The organism is Shinella sp. S4-D37, from assembly GCF_040812195.1.
Classification (GTDB): Bacteria; Pseudomonadota; Alphaproteobacteria; order Rhizobiales; family Rhizobiaceae; genus Shinella.
Genome location: NZ_JBFNXL010000005.1, coordinates 240,814 through 263,752, shown reverse-complemented (window position 1 = coordinate 263,752; position 22,939 = coordinate 240,814). Strand labels below are relative to the sequence as shown.

The 22,939-nt window shown below is 65.2% G+C and carries 22 protein-coding genes; 7 read left to right on the top strand and 15 right to left on the bottom strand.

What is annotated here, in order from left to right:
* Positions 1 to 13 precede the first annotated feature (13 nt).
* Positions 14 to 1,237: a M24 family metallopeptidase gene (locus AB3G45_RS08760; protein WP_367830179.1), complete on the top strand. Its 1,224-nt coding sequence runs from the start codon at positions 14 to 16 to the stop codon at positions 1,235 to 1,237.
* Between the two features lie 30 nt (positions 1,238 to 1,267).
* Here the strand turns inward: AB3G45_RS08760 and AB3G45_RS08755 are convergent, their stop codons facing one another.
* From AB3G45_RS08755 to AB3G45_RS08735, 5 genes are all read right to left on the bottom strand, one after another.
* Positions 1,268 to 2,020 (bottom strand): ABC transporter ATP-binding protein, encoded by a 753-nt coding sequence (locus tag AB3G45_RS08755; protein WP_367830178.1) that lies wholly within the window; start codon positions 2,018 to 2,020, stop codon positions 1,268 to 1,270.
* Positions 2,017 to 2,826, bottom strand: coding sequence for an ATP-binding cassette domain-containing protein (locus AB3G45_RS08750; RefSeq protein ID WP_367830177.1), 810 nt, complete (start codon positions 2,824 to 2,826; stop codon positions 2,017 to 2,019). Before AB3G45_RS08750 ends, AB3G45_RS08755 begins: the two co-directional genes overlap by 4 nt.
* Positions 2,823 to 3,686: an ABC transporter permease gene (locus tag AB3G45_RS08745; RefSeq protein WP_367830176.1), complete on the bottom strand. Its 864-nt coding sequence runs from the start codon at positions 3,684 to 3,686 to the stop codon at positions 2,823 to 2,825. Before AB3G45_RS08745 ends, AB3G45_RS08750 begins: the two co-directional genes overlap by 4 nt.
* On the bottom strand, positions 3,683 to 4,636 hold the full coding sequence (locus AB3G45_RS08740) for an ABC transporter permease (protein ID WP_367830175.1): 954 nt from the start codon (positions 4,634 to 4,636) through the stop codon (positions 3,683 to 3,685). Before AB3G45_RS08740 ends, AB3G45_RS08745 begins: the two co-directional genes overlap by 4 nt.
* 114 nt (positions 4,637 to 4,750) lie before the next feature.
* Positions 4,751 to 5,281, bottom strand: a complete 531-nt coding sequence (locus AB3G45_RS08735) for a MarR family winged helix-turn-helix transcriptional regulator (protein ID WP_367830174.1) — start codon at positions 5,279 to 5,281, stop codon at positions 4,751 to 4,753.
* Positions 5,282 to 5,481: 200 nt separating this feature from the next.
* Here AB3G45_RS08735 and AB3G45_RS08730 point away from each other — a divergent pair, with 200 nt between their 5' ends.
* Positions 5,482 to 5,883 carry a VOC family protein gene (locus tag AB3G45_RS08730; RefSeq protein ID WP_367830173.1) on the top strand — a complete coding sequence of 134 codons (402 nt, stop codon included), beginning with the start codon at positions 5,482 to 5,484 and terminating at the stop codon, positions 5,881 to 5,883.
* Positions 5,884 to 5,986: 103 nt separating this feature from the next.
* Here the strand turns inward: AB3G45_RS08730 and AB3G45_RS08725 are convergent, their stop codons facing one another.
* Complete coding sequence (locus tag AB3G45_RS08725; RefSeq protein WP_367830172.1) at positions 5,987 to 6,568, bottom strand: hypothetical protein; 582 nt, start codon at positions 6,566 to 6,568, stop codon at positions 5,987 to 5,989.
* A gap of 468 nt (positions 6,569 to 7,036) precedes the next feature.
* Here AB3G45_RS08725 and AB3G45_RS08720 point away from each other — a divergent pair, with 468 nt between their 5' ends.
* Positions 7,037 to 7,207, top strand: a complete 171-nt coding sequence (locus tag AB3G45_RS08720) for a hypothetical protein (protein ID WP_367830171.1) — start codon at positions 7,037 to 7,039, stop codon at positions 7,205 to 7,207.
* A 5-nt stretch (positions 7,208 to 7,212) separates the two neighbouring features.
* Here AB3G45_RS08720 and AB3G45_RS08715 read toward each other — a convergent pair whose 3' ends face one another.
* Complete coding sequence (locus AB3G45_RS08715) at positions 7,213 to 8,529, bottom strand: DUF4038 domain-containing protein (protein WP_367830170.1); 1,317 nt, start codon at positions 8,527 to 8,529, stop codon at positions 7,213 to 7,215.
* 24 nt (positions 8,530 to 8,553) lie between these two features.
* Positions 8,554 to 9,750 carry a glycosyltransferase family 4 protein gene (locus tag AB3G45_RS08710; RefSeq protein WP_367830169.1) on the bottom strand — a complete coding sequence of 399 codons (1,197 nt, stop codon included), beginning with the start codon at positions 9,748 to 9,750 and terminating at the stop codon, positions 8,554 to 8,556.
* 200 nt (positions 9,751 to 9,950) lie between these two features.
* Between AB3G45_RS08710 and AB3G45_RS08705 the strand changes: the two genes are divergently transcribed.
* The 3 genes from AB3G45_RS08705 to AB3G45_RS08695 are packed head-to-tail and all read left to right on the top strand — an operon-like array spanning position 9,951 to position 13,653.
* Positions 9,951 to 11,177, top strand: a complete 1,227-nt coding sequence (locus tag AB3G45_RS08705) for a polysaccharide pyruvyl transferase family protein (RefSeq protein ID WP_367830168.1) — start codon at positions 9,951 to 9,953, stop codon at positions 11,175 to 11,177.
* 46 nt (positions 11,178 to 11,223) lie between these two features.
* Positions 11,224 to 12,696: an oligosaccharide flippase family protein gene (locus AB3G45_RS08700; protein ID WP_367833541.1), complete on the top strand. Its 1,473-nt coding sequence runs from the start codon at positions 11,224 to 11,226 to the stop codon at positions 12,694 to 12,696.
* Between the two features lie 3 nt (positions 12,697 to 12,699).
* Entirely contained in the window at positions 12,700 to 13,653 is a 954-nt protein-coding gene (locus AB3G45_RS08695; protein WP_367830167.1) for a glycosyltransferase family 2 protein, read from the top strand.
* A 3-nt stretch (positions 13,654 to 13,656) separates the two neighbouring features.
* Here AB3G45_RS08695 and AB3G45_RS08690 read toward each other — a convergent pair whose 3' ends face one another.
* The 6 genes from AB3G45_RS08690 to AB3G45_RS08665 form a co-directional block, all read right to left on the bottom strand.
* On the bottom strand, positions 13,657 to 14,892 hold the full coding sequence (locus tag AB3G45_RS08690; RefSeq protein WP_367833540.1) for a polysaccharide biosynthesis/export family protein: 1,236 nt from the start codon (positions 14,890 to 14,892) through the stop codon (positions 13,657 to 13,659).
* A 12-nt stretch (positions 14,893 to 14,904) separates the two neighbouring features.
* The gene (locus AB3G45_RS08685; RefSeq protein WP_367830166.1) at positions 14,905 to 17,070 is read right to left on the bottom strand and encodes a GumC family protein; all 2,166 of its coding nucleotides are present in this window, start codon (positions 17,068 to 17,070) and stop codon (positions 14,905 to 14,907) included.
* Positions 17,071 to 17,094: 24 nt separating this feature from the next.
* The gene (locus AB3G45_RS08680; protein ID WP_367830165.1) at positions 17,095 to 17,892 is read right to left on the bottom strand and encodes a LuxR C-terminal-related transcriptional regulator; all 798 of its coding nucleotides are present in this window, start codon (positions 17,890 to 17,892) and stop codon (positions 17,095 to 17,097) included.
* Positions 17,893 to 17,999: 107 nt separating this feature from the next.
* On the bottom strand, positions 18,000 to 18,653 hold the full coding sequence (locus AB3G45_RS08675) for a PIG-L deacetylase family protein (protein ID WP_367830164.1): 654 nt from the start codon (positions 18,651 to 18,653) through the stop codon (positions 18,000 to 18,002).
* Positions 18,650 to 19,459 (bottom strand): sugar phosphate nucleotidyltransferase, encoded by an 810-nt coding sequence (locus AB3G45_RS08670; protein WP_367830163.1) that lies wholly within the window; start codon positions 19,457 to 19,459, stop codon positions 18,650 to 18,652. The genes AB3G45_RS08675 and AB3G45_RS08670 overlap by 4 nt, the downstream gene beginning before the upstream one ends.
* Entirely contained in the window at positions 19,456 to 20,751 is a 1,296-nt protein-coding gene (locus AB3G45_RS08665) for a methyltransferase domain-containing protein (RefSeq protein WP_367830162.1), read from the bottom strand. Before AB3G45_RS08665 ends, AB3G45_RS08670 begins: the two co-directional genes overlap by 4 nt.
* Positions 20,752 to 21,036: 285 nt before the next feature.
* Between AB3G45_RS08665 and rfbC the strand changes: the two genes are divergently transcribed.
* Positions 21,037 to 21,561: a dTDP-4-dehydrorhamnose 3,5-epimerase gene (rfbC, locus tag AB3G45_RS08660; RefSeq protein WP_367830161.1), complete on the top strand. Its 525-nt coding sequence runs from the start codon at positions 21,037 to 21,039 to the stop codon at positions 21,559 to 21,561.
* A gap of 54 nt (positions 21,562 to 21,615) precedes the next feature.
* On the opposite strand, the gene AB3G45_RS08655 is transcribed toward rfbC, so the two are convergent.
* Positions 21,616 to 22,905 (bottom strand): DUF4910 domain-containing protein, encoded by a 1,290-nt coding sequence (locus AB3G45_RS08655; RefSeq protein WP_367830160.1) that lies wholly within the window; start codon positions 22,903 to 22,905, stop codon positions 21,616 to 21,618.
* Positions 22,906 to 22,939: the final 34 nt, after the last annotated feature.

Below are 22,939 nucleotides of genomic sequence, written 5' to 3'. Positions count from 1 at the left end.
AAGCGAGGAACCGATGGGCGACATCGACCGGAAGAGGGCCGAAGCCCTGCTTGCAGCGGAAGGGCTGGACGGCATGGTGCTATTCCGCCCGGAAGCGTTTCGCTATGCGACCGGCCTTGCGGCCGGCGTCGCGACCATGTGGGGCCGCGCCGGATCGGCCATCGCCGTTGTCCCGGCAGAGGCTTCCGCTCGGCTCGCCGCCGTCATGAGCGACCACGCCGCCGGCAGGCCTGCCGGAACGATCGACCTCCGCACCCATCGCATCTGGATCGATGGCGTGACGGTCGGGGAGGCCGGCACGATCGCGGATGTCGACGCGGCCTATCGCGCAAGCGGCAATGTCGGCCCCCGTCCGGAAACCTTCGACCAGGCGGCCTGCTTCCGGCTTCTCGCCGACATCCTCGCCGAGCGCGGCCTGTCGAACGCCGTGCTCGGAGCCGATCTCGATTTCCTGCCCGCCGCCGATTTCGCGGCACTGAAGGCGGCAATCCCCGGCGTGGAATGGCGCGATGCCTCCGATCTTCTCCGGCGGCTTCGGCTCATCAAGAATGCCCGCGAGATCAAGCGCCTGCGGCAGGCGGCGCATTGCGCCGAGGCGGGGCTGGAAAGCCTCATGCGCGCCGCCCGCCCCGGCGTGCGGGTCGCCGCGCTGTCCGACGCCTGGCTTGCCGGCGCGCGCGAAGCCGCCGCTACAGGCGGCTACGGGCTTACCGGCCACTGGGACTACATCTCCATCGGCCCCGACCTGCGGAACCCCGCGGCGACGCTCGGCGAGGGCGACCTGATCAAGGCCGACGTCGGCACCCTCGTCGGCGGCTATTCGTCCGACGGCGCGCGCACCTTCGTCTGGGGCAAGGCCTCGCCGCTCGCCCTGGATATCTACGCGACGCTGCTCGATGCGTTCCTTTCGGGCGTGGCGGCCCTGCGGCCGGGCAACACCTTCGGCCATGTGCACGAGACGATGCTGTCCACCATGCGCCGGCATGGCTTCCATGAGTATTACCGCGGGCATTTCGGCCATTCCGTCGGCGCTGCCGCCGGCATCGAGGAATGGCCCTTCCTCTCGCACGGCAACCGCATCCTCATCGAGCCCGGCATGGTGCTCGCGCTGGAAGCGCCCTTCTATGCCGACGGGCTCGGCGCGCTGATGATCGAGGAACAGTTCCTCATCACCCCGGCGGGCGCCGAGACGATGAACAGGCTGTCGCGGGATTTGGTCGCGCTGGGCGAGGCCTGAGCGCCGCGCCGTTGAAAGGACCGGCCGGCCTCATGCCCGCTTCGGCATGCGCGGCGTGCCGGCGAGCAGCTTCTGCGTATAGGGATGGGCGGGACGGGCGAGGATGTCGCGCGTTGCGCCCTGCTCGACGATCCGGCCCTTTTCCAGCACCACCAGCCGTTCGCACAATAGCGCCACGAGGGCGATATCGTGCGAGACGACGACGAAGGTCGTGCGGGACGACAGGGTGCGCAGCAGGTCGATGATGCGGGTGCGCGTCGTCAGGTCCAGCGCGCTCACCACCTCGTCGGCGATGACGAGGCCGGGATCGGCGACGATCGCCCGGGCGATCGCGATGCGCTGGCGCTGGCCACCGGAAAATTCATGCGGATAGCGCCGTACCGCATCCGCCGGCAGGTCGACGTCGCGCAGCGCCCGGCTGACCGCCTCTCCCACATCGGTACCGATCCTCAGCGAGCGCAGCGGCTCGGCGATGATGTCGAAGACCCGCTGGCGCGGATCGAGCGAGGAATAGGGATCCTGGAAGACCGCCTGCACGCTGCGGCGAAACCCGCGCATGAAGGCGCGGTCGCCCGTCTCCAGCGGGGCGCCGCGGAACGCGATCGCGCCGGAGGAGACGCGCTCCAGGCCCAGCAGCAGCTTCAGCAGGGTCGTCTTGCCGGAGCCGGATTCACCGACGATGCCGAGATTGCTGCCGGCCGAAACGGTGAGGTCGATGCCGTGCAGCACCGGGATCCCCTTCGCATAGCCGAAGGAGACGCCGGCAAGATCGAGAAGCGTCATAGGGCGGCCTCCAGGGCCTCGTCGAAGGCGCGGGCGGCGGCGACCAGCCCCCGCGTATAGGGATGGGCGGGACGGTCGAAGAGCGTGCCGACCGGCCCCTCTTCGATCAGTTCCCCCTGGCGCATCACCAGCGCCCGCCCGGCAATGGCCGCCACCACGGGCAGGTCGTGGCTGATGAAGAGAAGGCCCATGCCCTCGTCGCACACCAGCGTTTCCAGCAGGGTGAGGATCTCGGCCTGCGTCGTCACGTCGAGCGCCGTGGTCAGCTCGTCGGCGATCAGAAGTTTCGGCCGACAGGCGAGCGCCATGGCGATGGCGGCGCGCTGGCGCTGGCCGCCGGAAATCTCGTGCGGAAAGGCGCGGGCGATGCGGGCCGGCTCCGGCAGCGCGACGCGCTCCAGAAGATCCAGCACCGCGGCCTTGACCGCCGGCCGGGCAAGCCCGGCACCGTCCCGCGCCGCCCGCCGCCGCACCGCCTCGCCCACCTGGTCGCCGATGCGCATCAGCGGGTCGAGCGCGGTCATCGGCTCCTGGAACACGGCGGCGACGCTGCGGCCGCGCAGCGGGACGAGATCGCGGTCCCGCGCGCCGACGACCTGGTGGCCGTCGAGCCGGACGGAGCCGGACACGCGCATCGTCTCCGGCAGGAGGCCGAGCACGGCGAGCGCCGTCAGCGACTTGCCGGAACCGGATTCGCCGATGAGCCCCACCCTTTCGCCCGCCGCAAGCGCGAAGGAGACGCCGGAGACCAGCACCCGCGCGGCGGTGCGGATCTCCAGGTTTTCGACGGACAGCAGCGCGGTCACCGGCTTCTCCTGCGGGTTGGGTCGGCGACGTCGCGCAGGCCGTCTGCAAAGAGGTTGAGGCCGATGACCAGCGAGACCAGCGCGAGGCCCGGGGCTATCGCCCCGAAGGGCGCGGTATAGACGGAGGCCTGCGCCTCCTGCAGCAGCCGGCCCCAGGAGGCATTCGGCGGCGGCGCACCGAGCCCGAGATAGGAGAGCGATGCCTCCGCAATGACCGCAAGCCCGAACTGCAGGGCGAAGTTGACGATCAGCATCTGCCAGATGTTCGGCAGGACATGGATGCGCACGATGCCCGGCCAGCCGGTTCCGGCGACCCGCGCGGCCGTGATGTAGTCCATCGCCAGCACCCGCTTGGACAGGATGCGCGTCAGGCGCGCGACGATGGCCGAGCCGGCGATGCCGATGGCAAGGATCGCCGTCGCAAGGCTCGCCCCGTCGCTGGAGGCGACGATCAGCATGGCGAGCAGCAATGTCGGGAAGGCGATGAGGATGTCGAGCCCGGCGGCCAGCACGTCGTCGAGCGTGCGTGCGGCGAAAGCGGCGAGCACCCCGATGGAGACGCCGATCAGCGCCCCCAGCGCCACCGCGCCGCAGCCGACGAGAAGGGCGATGCGCGAGCCGATCATGATCTGCGTCATGAGATCGCGGCCGAGCCGGTCGGTGCCGGCCCAATGGGCAAGCGACGGCCCTTCGAGCCGTCCGCCCGCCATGTCCCCCACCCCGTAGGGCGTCCACAAAAGGGAAAGCAGCGCGACGGCCACATGCAGGCCGACGAGCAACCCGCCCACCGCCAGCGGCCAGGGGAGCGACACTTTCTGCGCGCCGCCGCTATCGGTCGCCATCGTTCCCTGCCCGCTCATGCGCCGCCTCCCGCGACCCGGCCGCGCAGGCGCGGATCGACGAGCCTTTGCAGGAGATCAGCAGCAAAGCCGACCAGAAGAACCAGCAGCGTGGAAACGAAGAGCACGCCCTGTACGTTGGGATAGTCGCGCTGCTCGATGCCGAGCAGCAGCATGGAGCCGAGACCCGGCAGGGCGAACACCCGCTCCACCACCACCGCGCCCAGCAGCGTCGAGGCCAGTTCGATGCCGAGGATGGAGATGACCGGCACCGCGCCGTTGCGGATGCCGTGGCGCATGAGCGCCTCGGAGAAGGTGGCGCCGAGGGCGCGGGCGGTGCGCAGGTAGTCGCTGCCCAGCACGTCCTGCGTCGCCGAGCGCACATAGCGGATCAGCCCGGCGGACATGACGATGGCGATGGTGGCGACCGGCAGGACGAGGGTCTGCAAGGCCGCGCCCGGCGTCTGCCAGCCGCGCGAGGGGAAGCCGCCGGAGGGAAACAGCCTGAGGTTCACCGCGAAGACCGTGACCAGCAGGATGCCGATCCAGAACACCGGCACGGCGATGCCGAACTGGGAGACGACGGCGATCAGCCCGCCGTACCAGCGGTTCTGCCGCACGACGGAAAGAATGCCGAGCGGCACGGCAAGGGCGATGGCGACGGCGAAGGCCAGCAGCGTCAGCGGCACGGTGACGACGAGGCGCTTGCCGATCTCGGCCAGCACCGGCGCGCCGCTGACGAAGGAATTGCCGAGATCGAAGCGGGCAAGGCTACCGGCAAAGCGCAGGAACTGCTCAAGAAGCGGCAGGTCGGAACCGACCTGCTTGCGCGCGGCCTCGATCTGCGCGGCGTCAGCGCCGACGGAAACGAGCGCATTGGCGGGGTCGCCCGGCAGGAGGCGCAGCAGAACGAACAGGATGACGGCGGCAATGACGACCGACAGCACGAGAATGGCGGTGCGGCGAAGCATGTAGGAAAGGATGGTATCTAGCCCTCGTGGAGACGCCGATCGACCATAGTTCAGGCGACGTTTCAAGTCGAGCATCCGATCCCGGGATTGCCAGGCTGCACGCCGGTCCGGTCGCTAGGACCTGCCCTCGATGTCGACAAGCAGCTTCCTCAGAAGCCCGGCAAGCACGCTGCGCTCCGTCGCATCCAGGGCCTCGAGGAATGCGAAGCCGTTCGTCACATGCGCCCGGCAGGCCTCCTCGACGCGCGAGAAGCCGGCGTCGGTCAGGGCCACCAGCAGGCTGCGCCCGTCCTGCTCCGACTTCTCCCGGCGCACGAGCCCGGCCTTTTCGAGCCTGTCCAGCCGGTGGGTGAGACCGCCGGAGGAGATCATCAGCGACGTATATAGCTGCGTCGGCGTCAGGCGATAGGGTGGCCCCGAACGGCGCAGGGTGGCGATCACGTCGAACTCGCCGCGGTCGAGGCCGAACCGCGCAAATATCGCCTCCATGCTGATACGGTGCAGGTTCGTCAGGCGGGACGCCCTGCCCAGGATTCCCATCGGCTCCGTATCGACGTCGGGCAATTCACGCGCCCATTGCCCGCGCAGGCGATCGACATGGTCGCCCTCAGCCGGATTTTCGTGTTGCATCGTTCCTGCCGCCATGCCGGCCTCCTTCGCCCTGCTATCGCTCGTCCACACATCCTGTGCCGCAAACGAGATATCTCGACAAGAAGATATTTATCTTGACGAGAAGATAAATCCGACATATATATCTTCTCATCAAGACATCTCGTCCGACGGGCAATCCGCGAAGGAGCCCCGGACCGCAAGCCGATGCACAAGACATCCAATGGAGAGCCGCGATGACGAAGACGATCTACATAAACCTGCCGGTGAAGGACCTTGCCGCCGCGACCCGCTTCTACGAGGCGATCGGGTGCAAGAGAAACGAACAGTTCAGCGACCACCAGGCCTCGAGCATGGTCTGGTCCGACACCATTACGTTCCATTTGCTAGTCGACGACTATTTCGCCACCTTCACGCCGAAGACGGTCGCCGACGCCCGTGCGACGAGCGAGGTTCTGCTCGCCTTGTCCCGCGACAGCCGAGAGGATGTCGACGCCATCGCCACGACGGCCGCCGCCGCCGGCGGCAAGGCCGACATTCGCGAGCGCGTCGACATGGGCTGGCTCTACAACCGGGCCTTCGAGGATCCCGACGGCCACGTATTCGAGGCGGTATGGGCGGACATGAGCGCGGCATAACCGGAATATGCAAGACAGGCGGCCGTTCGCCGGGCATGTCCCGGCGGGCAGGCCGCCCGGGAGCGAAGGCTCCCCTGCTTCCTCTCCCATACTCTGCGAACCCTCAGCCTCGTTCGAGGTAGAGCTGGCATCTTTGCTGGGTCGATTTGCCGGTGATCGTGTTGCCGTCGACAGCGACGATATAATCGAACGTATTCGCCTTGGCGGTGACGATGGTGTAGGCGGTCGGGGTCTCTTCGGTCGGCATCGGGCTGATCTGCGCGTCATCGACACCGGTGGCGGCGCCGGAAAATTCCCATTTGCCCTTTCCGACCCGACCGAACTGTTCGCTGACGGAAAAGGTGATGGTGAACTGGCGTCGGCCGCAGGAAACGTTGCCCACCCAAACGCCCTTGAAGTCTGCCTTCTCCGCGGAGGTTTCCGGCGCCGCGCCCGCCTTCCGGAGGTCCGAAATCTCCCCTTCGAGTTCGCGGATGATGGCGCGCAGGCGCGCGATCTCCTTTTGCGCATCTTCCTGCAGGGTTCTGGGGACATCCGGGCCGCCGACCTCCTGTGCCATGGCGCCGGTGACGGCGGACAAGGCGGCGAAAATGGCGAAAAGACCAGCAAGGCGCATCGGCTTGCCCTCCAGCAGCGGCCAAGATTGACGCATCCGCGCCGGCAAGTCGATCCTCTCCGAAAGCATGAACCTACCTCCTAAAGCGAGCTTGTCTCCCGGTGGCATTGCGTTACCCTCAAGGGCAGTCGGGCACCGCGGATGGACCGGGCCCGCCCTATTGCAAAGGCCGGGATCGTATGCCCGGCCTTTCGCTTTTCACGTCGATAAACTTGCGCGTGTAAGCCATTCGGTGAGGATTGAGACCCTTTCAGCCGCGTTGCCTCACCGGGCCGGAACCCTACGATAGGAACCGTTCAGTGATCTGGCCCCGTCAGAAATTCGGCTGAGCAGAGCTGCACCGGCATCCCCAGGTCCCCATCCTTGCCGGCGCGGTGGAGACCCGGAGGCACCCCTGAACTCGCCTTCCGGGTCTCTGTGTATTCCTCCTACGCCCGCTTCCCCCAAGGTGGTACGCCGGGCGCCGCCTCTCCTCCTCTTGTTCGGCTTTCGAATCCGGCCGGAAGGTTCATCCTGTTGCGGATGGAGGTATCTCTCATGGAGAAGAAAAAGCAGCGCAAGACCGCCTGCCCGCATGAACAGGGCGCGACCGACGGGGCGATGGAAAAGGCCGACAAGGGCGCCGCGACGCTGGCGGACCTTTTTCTGCGCTACCGGCGCGAAGGCTGGAGCGACAGCGAGATCGAAATGGGCATAGCCGGCCAGTGACCGCCTCACCGACGCCCTCTCACGAGAAGGAGCCAGTCGCGGGCCCCCGAAGCGTTGTGCAGGGATGGGGGGTGTAGCGTCCGGTCGTCTGCACCCAGCGTGGCCGAAAGGCGGAGACGGCCGGTTGAAGGGTCGTACCATTCGACGATCGGGTCCACGGCCGTGATTTCGCGCCTGTCGATCTCCACGGACGTCGCATCGTAGAGATAGGCAACGGCAAAGGATCCATCCTCGGCAAGGGCGGAAATCGCCGTCGCCGTCGGCAACCCCTTCGCCCCGAAGGCGGTGGCGGGCCTGAGCCGCCACCAATCCAGATCAGCGAAAAGCCCTGCGAGATGGCCGATGCTTTGCGCGCCGTCACTCGCCAGCGCCTTCCGCCAGTCCGAGGGAGCGTCGAAAAGCCCCGGCCCGCTGAAATGCCAGACGGGATTGTTGCCGTAGACCTGCCCGCTCGCCCCGGAGAGCAGCGCGCCATAGGCCATCTTGCGAATTTCCGAGGCCCCGACGCCATGCTCGTTTTCATAACGGGATTCGATGAGGAAAAACGGCCGGCGCGGGCCGGAACGATAGCGCGCCAGCGTGGCCGTGGCCGTGTCCTCATAGGTATAGACGGTGTCGAGCTTCAGCCAGCCGGCATCGCCCCAAAAGACGTCCGTCACCGTGTCGCGAATGCCGTGCACCGTCTGGAGGGCGCCGGGGCTGGTCTCCTCGATCCCGGCCGCCAGCGCCTCGACCAGAGCTTTGTCCGGCGGATCATAATCGCCGCCCTGCACCCAAACGATATTCGGGTAGCGGGCAAACCGTTTGCCGAGATAACGACCATAGGCCTTGAGCGCGTCGGGCCCGGCAGCGGCCATTTCGCCATACCAGCCCTGCGGGCCGCCATTGGCGCCCATATAGGCCGGGACCAGCAGGACCAGCATGTCCGCCGCGAGGGCCTTGTCGAGGATACGTTCGGCCGCGGCAAAATAGCGATCGTTCGGTTTCGCGAAATTCCCCGGTTCGAGGAAGGGGGCGTCGCCTTCGATGTTGCGAGGGGCGTTGCGGGCGAATTGATGCTCGATCAGCGAGACCAGCAGCGTGTTGAACCCGCGCGCCTTCCGGTCGGCGATATAGAATTCCGCCTCGTCAGGCGAAAGCTCCGCGATCATCGACCAGGCAGAATCGCCGGTGATGAGGAATGGCTTTCCCGCATTGTCCTGGAGATACCGACCATCGGGCGCGATGGCGAGGGGAAAGCGCGAGCCCTGCCCGCCCGCGCTTCCCGGCAGAAGCAGACAGGCCAGGAGGCAGGCACTAAGGGCGAGGCGGACGGGATGCATGGCGTTCTCCTTCGGCGGATGGCGTCAGACCGGCAGCCGCTCGAGAACCAGGCGCAGCCAGTTCTTCACCGGACGGGGGAGATAGGTCCTGAGGCCCGGGCGCAGCCCCTGCGGCAGCGACCAGGCTTCGATCGGCAAAGCCGGCGCGGTGGGCGGCGGGTTCGCCGCCGTCCGGCGAAGCACCTCGGCATAACGCATCGCCATGCGCGCCACCGTGAAACTCCCCGCCACCTTTGCGCGGGCGGCAGCGGACAACCGGCTGAGGCGGGAGCGGTCACCGTCCAGCGCGCATAGCAGATCGGCCGCCTTCTTCCTGTCGCCGACCGGAAACAGCAGGCCATCGAAACCATCGTCCACGACCATGTCCGTGACGCCGCGAAGGGCGGAGGCGACCGGCACGCAGCCTCCTGCCATCGCCTCCACCAGCGCCATGGGCGATCCCTCATAGCGTGAGGGCATCAGGAAGATGTCGTGCCTCGCCATCAGCGCCGGCACCGCCCGGGGACCGACGGCACCCAGGAAAGTGATCCGCGGCGAGGCGGGCAGCACGGCTTGCAGGCGCGGAAGATCCGGGCCATGGCCGACGACCGTCAACGTTGCGGTATCCGGCGCGCGGGCGAGGATCTCGGGAAGCCAGAGCACGCCCTTGGACGAATCGTCGATGCGGCCGAGGAACAACAGGCGAAGTCCTTCCGTGCGTGCCGCGCGCTCCTCGCGCTGGAAATCGTCGAGCGAAACGGCGTTCGGGATGACATGAATGCGGCCGGCCGGAAAACCGTGGCGTTCGACAAGATCGTCACGCGCCCGCCGGCAGACGCAGATGGTCGCGTGCACATGCGGCGCTATCGCGCACGCGGCGGCATAGGTGCCGGGCGTGATCGTGTGCACGACCATGAAGCGCAGGATTTCCGGCGGCAGATAACGCACGATATTGGTCTGGACCCGATCGCTGAGCACATTGACGACGACCCCGTCGAACCCTTCCGCCAGAAGGATATCCGCAAGGCGGCGGACCATCTCCCGCTCGTCCGGAAAACTGGCCATATCGAGGCTGGTGCCCAGCGCCGCCTCCTCCGCCAGCGCCGGATCGAAAGCGCCAGCCTCGTGGCGGAGCCCGAGCCAGCGCAGGTCCACGTCATAAGGTGCTAATCCTCGGCGCAGTTGCCTGAAGACGGTATAGGTGCCGCCGAGATGCGGGAGGACGAAATAGGCAAGCTTCATGGCCACCTCCATTCCCCTGTTCTCAAGCCTCGGGGGCGGCTTTGGAATCCGCACCTTCGGGCCGCTGCAACCCTCTTTTGCAAAAGCCCCCCATCGCCCTACTCCTTCCGGATGAGGCCGGGGGACGAAGAGCGACGTTTTCCACCCTCTCTGCGGGCGCGATAATCCGGCCGCTATCGCGCTCCGGATGGGACCTACGGATGAAGATCGGCCTCTTGGGACAGTTCGGATCCGGAAACTCCGGCAATGACGGCTCGCTGGAAGCCATGGTCCGCTTTCTGCACCGGGCCCGCCCAGAAGCCGAACTGCTGTGCATCTGCTCCAATCCCGCGAAGGTCCGCAACGACTTCTCGCTCAGTGTCGTCAGCATCCGCGGAAAAACGCTCGAGCGCGCGACCCGCAGCAGCAGGCTCTGGCGTCTGCCGGCCAGGCTCGGCGGCATGATCTCGATCTTTCACGCGCTGGCGGGCACCGACATCCTCGTCATTCCCGGCACCGGCATCCTCGACGATTTCCAGGAAACGCCCTTCGGCTGGCCGTTCATCCTCTTCTGGTGGTGCCTTGCCGCCCGGCTGCGCGGCATCCGCATCGCCTTCGTCAGCATCGGCGCGGGGCCGATCCACAATGCGCTGAGCCGCCGCTTCCTGAAGGCGGCGGTGCAGATGGCGCAATACCGTTCCTATCGCGACGATTTTTCCCTGAACTATGTCAGGAACATGGGCGTCGACGTTTCGCGGGACCTGCGCTTTCCCGATCTTGCCTTCAGCCTGCGCACCCCCGTGCGCGATCCCGTCCGGGACCGCCGGCCGGTCCACGCAGCCATCGGCATCGGCGTCATGCTCTATCGCGGCTGGAAGCGCAACCAGGCGGACGGTGACGCGATCTATCGCACCTATATCGACAAGATCTCGACGGTCATCATCCGACTGCTGGAGGATGGACATCGGGTCCATCTGTTCATGGGCGACAAGGCGGACGAGAAGACACTCGACGACATCTGCAACGGCCTGCCGTCCCGCCCTGCGGGCGCAAGCCACGCCTTCGTCTCGGCTGCACGCACGGCCTCGCTGGAAGAGGTGATGGAGGAAGTGAAGAAAGTCGATGTCGCCATCGTCTCGCGCTACCACAACCTGCTCTGCTCGCTGAAGACCGGCCGACCGACCTTTTCGCTCGGCTATGCGCAGAAGAACGACGAACTGATGGCGGAATTCGGCCGCGGCGCCTTCTGCCAGCATATCGAGAATTTCGACGTCACCGTCCTCATCCGGCAGGTGCGCGACGCCCTTGCCGATCTGGACAGCGCCGGCGAGGCGATCGAGCGGCACAATGCATCGATCCGGCAGGCGCTCGCCCGGCAGGAGGAATTGCTGCTGTCAAACGTGTTGCAGGAACAGCCCCTCCGGCACCGCACGACGGTGAGAACATAAACCCGCCGGCAGGCCGGGCCTGCCGATACCAGAAAGCGTGACCCGCATGGTTCGCCGCGCCTATCTCATGGCCTCGCTCGAGCAATATCTCGCGCTCATCATCAGTTTCGCGGTGCTGGCATCCGTGGCGCGCATCCTGACGCCCGGCGAGATCGGCGAGGCCGTCACCGGCCTTGCCATCGCGGTGGTCGCCTTTTCCACGCGCGAATTCGTCACGGCGGAATTCCTCATCCAGCGCCACGCCATCGACCGGGCGGCGCTGAGCACGTCGCTGACGCTGCAGGTCCTCTGCAGCACCGTCGTCGCGCTCACTCTCGGCCTTGCCTCGGGCGTCATCGCCCGGTTCTACGGCACGCCCGATCTCTCGTTTTTCCTGCTGCTGGCGGCGATTGCAGGCCTCACCGAGGCGGTCGCCCAGCCCGTCGTCGCGATCCTGCGCCGCAACCTCAGTTTCGGCGCACTCGCGGGCATCCGTACCGGTGTTTCCCTGGTCAGCGGGGCGACGACCATCCTGCTTGCCGCCCTCGGCTTCGGGCCGATCAGCTTTGCCTGGGGCATGCTGGCGGGAGCGGTGATGCTCGCCGGTCTTTCCCTCACATTCTCGCCGGTGCCGATCCGCCAATTCCTTCGCCCAAACCTTACGCGCTGGCGCGAGGTGCTGGCCTTCGGCGTGTTCAAGGGCGCGGCGCTGATGGTGGAGCGCATCCAGGAGACCGTGCCGCAACTGATCCTCGGCCGGCTTACGTCGATGACATCCGTGGCGCTCTACAACCGGTCGAACGCGCTGTGCGGCGTGCCGGATCGCATCATCATGTCCGCCTTCTACAGCATGGCCTTTCCGGCGCTGGCAAACTCCGTGCGGGAAGGCCAGGACATCGAGAAAACGTATTTCGGCGTACTCGCCTATCTCTCCGTGCTCTACTGGCCGGCCGCGCTGATGGTCGGCCTCATGGCGCCCGAAATCGTGCTCATCGTGCTCGGCCCGCAATGGGAGGCAGCCGTTCCGGTCGTGCGCATCCTGTCGCTCTCGGCGGTCTTCTGGGTGCCGGCGATCGTCACCGGGCCGCTTCTGCTGGCACTGGGGCACAATCGCGATTCCTTCCTCGCCAGCCTGATTTCCCGGGTGCTTGCCGCCTCGATCCTCTGTGCCGCCAGCCTCTACGGGGTGATTGCCATGGCGCTCAGCCAATTCATCGCGTTGCCGCTGCAAATGGTCGTCGCCTTCGCCTTCGTGCACCGCCATGTGCCCTTCTCGTTTCGCGCCTTGATTTCGGCGCTGGCGCCGAGCGCCGTCGTCACGCTTTTCGCCCTCGCCGGCCCCATCGCGCTGCTGGCGCTGAACGAACAACCCCAGTCGGCTCTCCTCACCTTCGCCGCCTCGGCCGTTCTTTCCGCCATCGGCTGGCTCGCGGGCCTGCACATCACCCGTCACCCCTTCCTGGTCGAAACGCAGATCGCGTTCCGCCTCGGCCGCAACCGCTTCGATCAGCTCCGGCGGTTCCTCGCCGCGGGGGCGTAAGCCATGGTGAGCGTCGATATCGTCATCCCGAACTACAATTACGGCCGCTATCTCGAAGCCTGCGTGACGAGCGCCCTGTCGCAGGACGTCGAGACCCTGCGCGTCCTCATCGTCGACAATGCTTCGACGGACGACAGCGTGGCCGTCGCCCGCCGCCTTGCCGCCGCAGATTCGCGCGTGGAATTGCTGCTCCGGCCGGAAAACCTCGGTCCCCATGCTTCCTTCAATGCCGGCATCGACTGGGCCAGCGCCGATTATTTCCTCCTGCTCTTCGCCGATGACTTTCTGGTGCCGGGGGCGCTCCGGCGGGCGACCGCGGTCATGGAACGGGATCGGACGATCGCCTTCTGCTACGGCCGCGACGTGCCGATCCGCGATGACGCACCGCTGCCCGATCTCCCGGCACAGCCCGCCCTGCCGCCGATCACGCTCTCCTCGGGCCGGGCCTTCATCGAACGGTTCTGCGATCTCGGCGTCTTCCATATTCCCGGGCCGTCCATTCTCGTGCGCACCAGCGTGCAGCACCGCGCCGGCCATTACCGGCCATCGCTTCCCCATAGCGACGATTACGAACTCTGGCTGCGGCTCGCCATGCACGGCACCGTCGCCTCGCTCGATTGCGTGCAGGCCGGCATCCGCACCCATACGGAAAACCGCTCGAAGGATCTGTGGACGCATCAGAGCGTGAACCTCCAGCATACGGTCGCCGCGGCGGAGAGCTTTTTCCACCACGAAGGCCGCTGGCTCGACGGTGCCGAGGCGCTGCGCAAACGCGCAAGGCGGGGCATCGCCCAGCGCGCCTACTGGTCGGCCATCTCCCATGCGATGCGGGCAAATCCGGAGGCGTTCCGGTTGCTCGGGCTAGCCTTCCGGCTTTCGCCCGCGACGATCTTCCTGCCGCCGCTCGGCTACCTGTTGCGCCGGCGGGACCGCATGCCGCGTCTCATGCTGCGGTGACGGTTACCGACGCGCGATCGCTTCTTCCGCAAGCACGATGCTCACGCGCAGGATATCGCCCGCCAATACGGGGTCGGTCTGGCCGACCTCGACTTCCTGATATTTGCCATCGACAAGCCGGATGGCGGAGAAGCGGAAGGCGATCTGGCGGCTGCCGTCCTTCTTCTGCAGGGCGATCCCGGCTTCGGCCATGGACTGCACGGTATAGGCCAATTTGCGGCGCAGGCGCAGGATATCGATGTTCACCTCACGCAATTCGCTCGCCGCATCGCCGCGGCGCTGGCCGCGCAGGGAAACCAGCCGGCCGTCGATGACCGTCAGGTTCTGCCGCGCCCGCGCCAGGAACGAGCCGAATTCCAGGACGTCGCGATTGGTCGAGGAGATTTCCCGCTGTTTTTCGCGAAGCTGGGTTTTCGAGGTGAGGCCGCGCTCCACCATGGCGCTGGCGACCTTGACGTCCTCGTTGAGAAGGGCGAGTTCCCCGTCCCGCAGCTTGCCGCTCTTTTCCAGCGTGTCGATCTCCTCGACAAAGCCGACCCTTTGCTGCTCCAGGCTGTTCAACTCGGTCTCGACGGCCTCGCGCCTCAGTTCGTACAGCGTGCGCTCCGCCTCCACGACCTGCTGGACGATACGGGCATCGGGCGTGCCGATCTCGTCGCGCGCCACGTAGGAAAACGGCCGCCCGTCGAGTTCGGCCTCGAGCCGCGCCCGCTTGACGTCCTGAGCAAGGAGCTGCACGCCGAGATCGGCATATTCCTGCCGGAGGCTGGCAAGGCGCGTGGAGCCGCTTTCGCCCTCGGCGATCGCCTCCTTCTGCCCCCCGCCGAGCGCGAACAGTTCGAGCGCGATCATGCCGGGGCGGAATTCGTATTTTCCGGGCTTCTGGACCTCGCCGACGATATAGACCGGTGCATAGATCTCCACCGCCACGGCGACGGACAGGTTGGCGACATGCACCTTCAGCCCGTCGTCGATGACCTTGCGGATGTCCTCGATGCCCTTTCCGGCCACCGGAAGATTGCCGAGCAGCGGGTAGCCGATCGTCCCGTCTGCACCGACGGGGAAGGAGCCGCTGAGGCCATTGTCGCCATAGACGGTTATGCGCAGCACATCGCCGCTCGCCACCGGATATTCCCCGCCGCGCGCCTCGCCGGTCAGAGCAAGCAGCAGGGCGCCGAGGACGGCGGCGAACCGCAGCGTGCCGCGCCTCGGTCCGGCAGTGGGAATAGCCTGTTCCATCTGTTTCAAGCCTCACAATCCCGCAATCGACGGCATGTCGACGGATGCATCGCTTCGTTTCCTGCTTTCGTTCGCGGCGTAAAGATCCGCCGTCGTGCTCGCTCGCCGGTTCAGCGTGCTGCGCGCAGCCTCGTTGACCACGATGCCATCAACGGCGACGCCGGCCGCCGCCAGCTTGCGCAGCGCCGCGGTGGTCTGCAAAGGCTCACCTCCGGCGGGAATGACGAAGACCGTCGTGCCGACCAGCGCGGACACGAGCAACGCGCCCGATCCGCTCGACACCGCCACGCAATCGACGACGACGGCGTCGTAATTGCGCTTGAGCGTGGCGAGCAGCCGGGCAAAGGCCTCATGGCCGAGAACATGCTCGACAGGCCCTTCCGCCACGCCCGCGCAGACGAGATCGACGCCGGAGACATCGCAGCGCACGACATCGTCGAGCGACGTGCCGTCCCGCCCCGCAACGAGGTCGACGACGGTGCGGGCCGGCTGGATCGAAAATTCCCGCGCCACCGCCGGAGCGGAGAGGTTCGCCTCCAGCAGCACGGTGCGCAGGCCCGTCGCGGCCAGTGAGCGGGCAAGACAGGCGGCAATGAACGTCTTGCCCTCGCGCGGCCCGGCCGAGGTGACCGAAAGCGTCAGCACGCCGCCCGTGCGGGCGGACAGTCTCAGACGCCCCTGAAGATCGGCAACGGCATGGGCGACGGGCGCATGGCCCTGGCAGATCAGTTTGGCGATGCCCGAGCGCTGGTGCTGCGACAATTCCGGAATGCGCCCGATGATCGGAACACCCGCAGCTCCCTCGTCGGGATGCGAGCGACGCAGGAAGAGCGAACGCAGTTCGAGAAGGACAGTAACGAACAGCCCTGCGGCAAGACCGAACAGACCCCCGCCGAGCAGCCAGGCCGGGCCATCCGGGCTCGTGCGCGAGGAGGAAGGCATGGCCCGCGAAATGATCCGGGCCTCTGCCATGGCAATGCCGTCCTGCTCGATCGTCTGCTTGTAGCGGGCGAGATAGCTCTCGTAGATCGCGCGGTTGGCGCTCGCCTCGCGGTCGAGCTGGTCGGCCTGGACGATCGCCCCGTTGGCGGCGGACATCTCCTTCTGCATCTGCCTGAGGCTTGCTTCCAGCCCGGCCTGCTGACGCTTGGAGACCTCGATCTCGTTGCGCAGGCTTTCGACGATCTGCGACACCTCCATCGAAATCTGCGCCTGGATCGTTTCGAGCTGCGACGTCAGTTCGGGGATTTGCGGATTCTTCACCGCGCCGCTTTCGCTGATCGTCGCAAGCGCGCGCTTGAGGCGCGCTTCCTCCGTGCGCAATTGCTGGATCGCCGCCGAATTCAGGACTTCCGAAAGGGCAAGGCTGCTTTCGCCCTCGGAGACGTCGAGCGCGGTTTCGAGCCGTGCGGTGGCGCCGGCGACCTGCGCCCTGAGCTTTGCCAGTTCCGTATTGAGGCCGCCGATCTGCTGCGACAGCAGCGTCGTGCCGTCCGATTTGACGATGCCGGATTTCTCCCGGAAGGCCGTGGCCGCATGTTCGGAACGCTCCAGCTCGCTGCGCAGGCTGACGAGGCGTGTGCCGAGCCAGTCGCTGACATGCCGCGTCGCCGTCGTCTGCACATCCACCTGGTAGTCGATGTAAGCTTCCGCATAGGCATTGGCGACGACGGCGACGAAATCCGGATTGATGCCGGTGAACGAGATATAGATCGTATAGGACCGCCCGTCATTGTTGACGCGCACGCCCGACAGGAGCTGTTCGAGCAGGACGCGGTCATCGATGACCGGATGGGCCGTCGATTTCGCACCGGCGCCCGCCTCCCCCGCCAGGCCCAACCCTCTGGCGACATCCACGCCCGCCTTCCGAAGCTGCACCAGGACCTTTTCGCCCATGGAGCGCGAGGTCATGATGTCGATCTCGGTGCGCAGCGCCGGGCTTTCCTGCGGCAGAGGCGAGATGACCGATTCCGTCGGAAGCGCCTGGAACTTGCGCACGTCGAGCGCCAGAACCGCCTCCGAGACGTAGCGCGGCGTCTGGTCGAGATAGCCGACCGTCGCGGCGGCAAGGCCCGCCGCGACGCAGGCGAGGATCAGCCATTTGCGATTCAAGATAGCCGCTATCGCCCGAGGAACGGCAAGTTCCTCGGAGAAGCCCGGGTTCCCCGACACGATCATGACACACGTCCTGTTGCGGGGCGCTCAGGCCCGGCCGAGATGGCGCCCGGCGTCGGGCAGGAGTTCGCCGACCTTGCAGGCGACTTCCGTGCGGTTTGTGGCGCCAAGCTTCTTCATGATGTTGCGAATATGGACCTTGACGGTGCTTTCGCACAGATTGAGTTCGCGGGCGATCATCTTGTTCGCCTTGCCGCGACGCAGTGCCTCGGCCACGGCCGTCTGGCGCACCGTGAAGGCGGAGCGGACGGCCTTGCGAGCAACGAAGCCGCCAAGCAGCCCGCGCATCGCAAGAACGCTGCTCGCCGGCACGAACTGGCCGCCGGCAATCGCCAGCCCGATCGCCTCGATGCACACATCGACATCGACGGAACTGGGAATGAAACCCTGCACGCCGAGATCGATGGCCTGCAGAACGTGGTCGAGAGTCTGACTGTTGGAGAGCACCACGACCGGCACCGGTTCCAGCGTCGTCACCAATTGGGTGATCTCCTGCCGGATCGCGGAATCCGTGATGTCGGTGCTGCCGATATTGATCAGCGCGACACGCAGCGTGCCGAGTGTCGCCTTGCATTGTTGCCAGCTTGCAAGGCCGGAAAAAGTAAAGATGCTGATACCGATATGATGCGAAACAAGACTATTTGCGAGACATTCCCTGTCCAGATTCCGTTTGTCGAATATAGCCAGATAGTCATTTGCTGCGTACTTCAGAGGTGGATCTTCAACCCGCTCGTTCACGGCTTCCCGCCGTTCGACGCCGAGCGAGTTCCCCGATCGAAAGATATCGATTGACTGCCTCTCCAAAAGTGATCCGTCTTTCGCCATGACAACCCTCACTAATCCTGGTTCGAAATATTTGCCCTGCGCTGATGTACCTCCAGCATATTTTTTCAAGCTTTATTAGCGTTAACGTTTCAGATCGGCAAATCAATCTACATGATCGCCAGTTTTCTTACCGAGAACGCCTCCGCGAAGAACGAGGGCGAACGGCATTCCATTCCGCGGATACGGGCGAGCCCTCGGAAAACATCCGCATGAAACCAGTCCTTTGATCTCTGCGTCGCAAAATGCTCCATAAGCAGATCGATCTTCCGCTCGATCATTCCCGGCAGGAGCGGCACGTAGGTATTGCGTTCGCAAAGATCGCCGTCCCATTTCGGGATTTCGTATTCCAGCACGAAATGATCGCGAAAGACGTTCGTGGTCAGCGCATTCAGCTCGCGATGATCCTGATGGGCATCGAAGCGGCTGTGCGTGAAAATCACGTCCGGCTCCATCCGGCCGCGCAGGCCGAGGAGGAACTGCTTGATCTCCCGGCTCTGGCTGGGAAAATAGCTGTCCTCGAAAGCGCAGACCTCCACCATCGTGGCCGCCGCCCCCTTGAGGAAGGCCGCGGCCGACCGGCGCGTCTCGGCCGCCCGCTCGGATGTCCCGCTCATCACGCACCAGTGGACGTCGAGTTTCACGCCGGCTGCGACAAGCCCCAGGATCGTGCCGCCGGCACCGATCTCGATGTCGTCGGCATGGGCGCCGAGGCAAAGGATCTTCAACGGTTGCCCGGCCGGGGCCATCGAAAGCACTTTCATGAGCCGCCTACCCTTCGAAGGCTGGAAACCTGGCCGCCCGGCACACGGCGCACCCACGGCATCTCGCCGCGCTCGACCATTTCTTCCAGCATCTGCCAGTCGCGCAGCGTATCCATCGACCGCCAGAAGCCTTCATGCTTGTAGGCCATCAGCATGTCGTCCTTGATCAGCCGCGCGAAGGGTTCGAGCACCAGCTCCTCGCCTTCGCGCATGTAATCGAAGATCTCGCTGCGCATCAGGAAATAGCCGCCGTTGATCCAGATCTCCGACGTATCGGAGGAGCGGAACTCCACCACGCGGCCCGTTTCGTCGATATCGGCGAGATGATAGGTCAGCGGCGGCCTGACCGCGAGGAAGCAGGCGATCTTGCCGCTGGCCTCGAAGCGGGCGACCATGTCGTCAAGATCGACATCGGTCAGGCCGTCGCTGTAGTTGGCGAGGAACATTCGCTCACCCTTGACGTGCTCGCGCACGGCCCACAGGCGCTCACCGATATTACGCCAGATGCCTGTGTCAATCAGGGCGACGCGCCACTGCTCCTGGACCTCGCCAAGAAGCTCGACCCGCTCGCCCGAGACCACGCAGTCGGAGAAGGTTTGCGGGCGGCAGTTGAGGAAGAACCCCTTGATCACATCCGCCTTGTAGCCGAGGCAGAGTGTGAAATCGTCATGGCCGTAGGAGGCGTAGTACTGCATCACATGGCGCAGGATCGGCTGCGTGCCGAGCGGGATCATCGGTTTCGGGATGCTTTCGGAATATTCGCGGATGCGCGTTCCCCGGCCACCGCAGAAAAGCACGACTTTCATGACCAGGCCTCCGAGGGATCGACGATGCTGACATCGGGGATGGGGACGATGAATTTCGCACCCCAGTGGCCGACATGGCGCATCTGGGCGACGATCTCGTCCTTCAGGTTCCAGGGCAGGATGAGGATGTAATCCGGCTTGTGCCGGTCGATCGCGTCGACGGGCAGGATGGGAATGTGCATGCCCGGCGTGTAGCGGCCATGCTTGTACGGATTGCGGTCGACGGTGAAATCCAGGAAATCCGTGCCGATACCGCAATAGTTGAGCAGCGTGTTGCCCTTGCCTGGCGCGCCGTAGCCGCAGATCCGCCCGCCCCGCTCCTTCACGCCGATGAGGAAGGACAGAAGGTTGCGTTTGGCCTTCCGGGCCCTTTCGGCAAAGGACGTGTAGGCCTCCACGGTGTGCAGCCCGTCACGTCGCTCCCGCCCTAAAAGCTCGGCGACACGCGGGCTGATCACGCCGCGCGCGCCGGCATGGCTAAGATAGACCCGCAGCGAACCGCCATGGGTCGGCAGTTCCTCGACGTCGAACACCTCCAGGCCATGCAGCCGCGCGGCGATCTGCACCGTGATCAGCGAGAAATAGGAAAAATGCTCATGGTAGATCGTGTCGAACTGGTTATACGCCATCAGCGTCGCGACATGGGGAAACTCCAGCGTCACCACGCCGAGCGGCTTGAGGACACGCTTCATGCCGGCGATGAAATCGTTGAGGTCGGGCACCTGCGCCAACACATTGTTGCCGACGATCAGGTCCGCCGTCTCGCCGGCCGCCACCATATCGTCGGCCAGGCGCTGCCCGAAGAAGGCGACCCTGGTCGGCACGTCGCGGGCGATGGCGGCCTTGGCCACATTGGCGGCCGGCTCGATGCCGAGCACGGGAATGCCACGCGCGACGAAATGCTGAAGCAGGTAGCCGTCATTGCTGGCGACCTCCACGACGAAGCTGTCGCGGCCAAGGCCGAACCGGTCGATCATCTCTTCGCAGTAGCGTTTGGCATGCGCGACCCAACTCGTGGAGTAGGACGAGAAATAGGCATACTCCTCGAAGATGCTTTCGCGGCTGACATACTCCTCCAACTGGACGAGCATGCACTCTTCGCAGACGCGCACATGCAGCGGATAGTATTCCTCCATGCGGCCGAGTTCGCCTTCCTGACGAAAACTCTCGCACGGCGGCGACATGCCGAGATCAACGACAGTATGCCGCAGCGGCATTCCGCATAAACGGCAGGTCGGCTTTACGGAAAGATCGGGAGAATAAGCAAGCGAAGGACTGACCTGAGAGTTCATCTACCGTCTCCACAGTACAGTTCGTTCGGATCCTCACGAAGATCCGAGCAGGGATACTTTTGAAATTGAAATCGTCTCTTGGCCCATTGTCAGATTAGGCGAGCAATCCTACACTTACGATACTGCCATGCGAACACACCCCCTGTCTGAAAGGCGTAGCATTACGATATGGTGGTAAGCTCATCTTAACTAGAGACAACTTGGAAAGAAAAAATACATCGGAAGTAGCACTTGGCAGCACCGCCTCATACGGCAGGATAACCGCGAACGGAGAGGCGTTTTGTAATGCAATTCACCCGGACTGATCTCGAAGGCGTATGGTTGATCGAATGCTCGCCGATCGCGGACGAGCGCGGCTCCTTTGCGCGAACCTTTTGCTTCGACGAGATGGAGCGGCACGGGCTGGAAAGCCGATACGTGCAGCACAGCCTGTCGCGCTCGCGCCAGAAACACACGCTGCGCGGCCTGCATTTCCAGAGCGAGCCGCATGGCGAAGGGAAGCTGGTCTCCTGCCTTGCCGGCGCGATCTGGGACGTCGCCGTGGACCTCCGTCCGCAATCGAAAAACTATCTGCGCTGGACCGCCGCCGAACTCAGCGCGGAAAACATGCACCAACTCTATATACCCAAGGGCTTTGCGCATGGTTTCCTGTCGCTGACCGAGGATGCCGCGGTCGGCTACCTGATCTCGACGCGCTATGAGCCGGCGGCAAGCCGCGGCGTGCGCTATGACGATCCGAAGATCGGCATAACCTGGCCGGCTGAGCCGGCTGCGATATCGGAGAAAGACCGGAGCTGGCCGGCGCTTTAGAGTGTTCCCGCATTTCCGGATGCAAAACCGCTTCGCACTTTTGCTGGAAATACTTTAGGCCGCCTCGGCGAGCAATCCGCTCTCCTTCAGTCGCGCGGCGGCATGGGCGATATCGCGGAACGAAAGACCGGAACGGCGGGCGATATCGAGCAGGGAATGCTCGCCATCCGCCAGATTGAGGACCCAGAGATAGCCCATCGTGACGTCCGAGGTGACCGTATGTCCGCCGGTCGCCGAATAGAGCCCTCGCCGCCCGAGCTGCGGCTCTCCCTTTGGCGAAAGGTTGAGCGGCACCCAGTCCGACTCCAGGACATCGACGATATCGAGCATCATCCGAAAGGAGGAGGCAAGGTGTTCCGGCCGCACGAAATCGAGGTTGTCCGCCGAGGTGTGATATTGCGGGAAGGTGCCGAAGGCACTGCGTTGCAGGAGGCCGATGGGGAGGTTGAAGCCCGGCGAACAGAACTGCCGTTCGTCGTAGCCGTAGGGGCTGAAATCCACCATCGCCGCCCGCCGGCCGTCACAGCGTACAGCCTCCATGACGCGGTCGATCGTCGCATCGCCGCGCCGGCTGCGTTTGTAGACCGGCCCGCCGCCATCGCCGATGCAGGAAACGACGAGGCCATGGTCGACGCACCGAACCCTCTCCTCGTTCGCCGCAAGCCAGCAGAGCGCCCCGATCGTGCCGGGCGCGAAGAGGAAGCGGTAGCTGAACCGATTGCGCCGCTGCGACAAGGCTTTCGCCAGCATCGTCAGCACGGCGAGGCCCGAGCAATTGTCATTGGCAAGCGAGGGGTGGCAGATGTGGGCGGAGAACAGCACCTCGCGCTCCGTTTCCCCCGGCAGGAAGACCTCGCCATAGGCAAGCGCGCCATCACGCAATTCCGTGTCGATGAAGACGTCGTAGTCTTCGTCGGGAAGCGCCAGGTAGTCGCGATGCCTCAGGCAGAAACCCCAGTCGCGACGATAATAGCTCGTGCGATAGGGGATGAGGTCCGGCTGGTCCGGCAGCGTGTGCAGGTGGGGCTTCAGTTCCTCGAACGACAGGCGGCGCGAGACAGGCTCGCTATAGCTCACGAGGTGAAGGTTGCAGGCGGCAAAATCCGCGACCGTCCGGCCGCTTGCCGTGCGCAGGGTGGCACAGCGCACGCTCCATTCCTGCGGCACCGTCCAGTCGAAGACCTGCGTGCCCGTCGGCACCTCCCGCACCGCCATATCGATATGCTCGCGAAGAATGGCAAGGGTCTGGCGTACGCCCTCGCCGGTGATGCTGCGGCAGATCGGAAAAAGCCGGACGACGAGCGCAAGAAGCGCCCGGCCGGGATCGGCCGTATCGTCCGGCAAGGCTCCGGGGCAAAATCGTGTGGCCTCGTCCATG

Coding starts and splice junctions, on each gene's coding strand:
- AB3G45_RS08695 (WP_367830167.1), top strand. CDS start 12,700: ATGGTGAGCGTCGATATCGTCATCCCGAACTACAATTACGGCCGCTAT.
- AB3G45_RS08665 (WP_367830162.1), bottom strand. CDS start 20,751: ATGAACTCTCAGGTCAGTCCTTCGCTTGCTTATTCTCCCGATCTTTCC.
- AB3G45_RS08760 (WP_367830179.1), top strand. CDS start 14: ATGGGCGACATCGACCGGAAGAGGGCCGAAGCCCTGCTTGCAGCGGAA.
- AB3G45_RS08680 (WP_367830165.1), bottom strand. CDS start 17,892: ATGGCGAAAGACGGATCACTTTTGGAGAGGCAGTCAATCGATATCTTT.
- AB3G45_RS08685 (WP_367830166.1), bottom strand. CDS start 17,070: ATGATCGTGTCGGGGAACCCGGGCTTCTCCGAGGAACTTGCCGTTCCT.
- rfbC (WP_367830161.1), top strand. CDS start 21,037: ATGCAATTCACCCGGACTGATCTCGAAGGCGTATGGTTGATCGAATGC.
- AB3G45_RS08705 (WP_367830168.1), top strand. CDS start 9,951: ATGAAGATCGGCCTCTTGGGACAGTTCGGATCCGGAAACTCCGGCAAT.
- AB3G45_RS08710 (WP_367830169.1), bottom strand. CDS start 9,750: ATGAAGCTTGCCTATTTCGTCCTCCCGCATCTCGGCGGCACCTATACC.
- AB3G45_RS08720 (WP_367830171.1), top strand. CDS start 7,037: ATGGAGAAGAAAAAGCAGCGCAAGACCGCCTGCCCGCATGAACAGGGC.
- AB3G45_RS08735 (WP_367830174.1), bottom strand. CDS start 5,281: ATGGCGGCAGGAACGATGCAACACGAAAATCCGGCTGAGGGCGACCAT.
- AB3G45_RS08690 (WP_367833540.1), bottom strand. CDS start 14,892: ATGGAACAGGCTATTCCCACTGCCGGACCGAGGCGCGGCACGCTGCGG.
- AB3G45_RS08755 (WP_367830178.1), bottom strand. CDS start 2,020: ATGACGCTTCTCGATCTTGCCGGCGTCTCCTTCGGCTATGCGAAGGGG.
- AB3G45_RS08730 (WP_367830173.1), top strand. CDS start 5,482: ATGACGAAGACGATCTACATAAACCTGCCGGTGAAGGACCTTGCCGCC.
- AB3G45_RS08740 (WP_367830175.1), bottom strand. CDS start 4,636: ATGCTTCGCCGCACCGCCATTCTCGTGCTGTCGGTCGTCATTGCCGCC.
- AB3G45_RS08670 (WP_367830163.1), bottom strand. CDS start 19,459: ATGAAAGTCGTGCTTTTCTGCGGTGGCCGGGGAACGCGCATCCGCGAA.
- AB3G45_RS08675 (WP_367830164.1), bottom strand. CDS start 18,653: ATGAAAGTGCTTTCGATGGCCCCGGCCGGGCAACCGTTGAAGATCCTT.
- AB3G45_RS08745 (WP_367830176.1), bottom strand. CDS start 3,686: ATGAGCGGGCAGGGAACGATGGCGACCGATAGCGGCGGCGCGCAGAAA.
- AB3G45_RS08700 (WP_367833541.1), top strand. CDS start 11,224: ATGGTTCGCCGCGCCTATCTCATGGCCTCGCTCGAGCAATATCTCGCG.
- AB3G45_RS08725 (WP_367830172.1), bottom strand. CDS start 6,568: ATGCTTTCGGAGAGGATCGACTTGCCGGCGCGGATGCGTCAATCTTGG.
- AB3G45_RS08715 (WP_367830170.1), bottom strand. CDS start 8,529: ATGCATCCCGTCCGCCTCGCCCTTAGTGCCTGCCTCCTGGCCTGTCTG.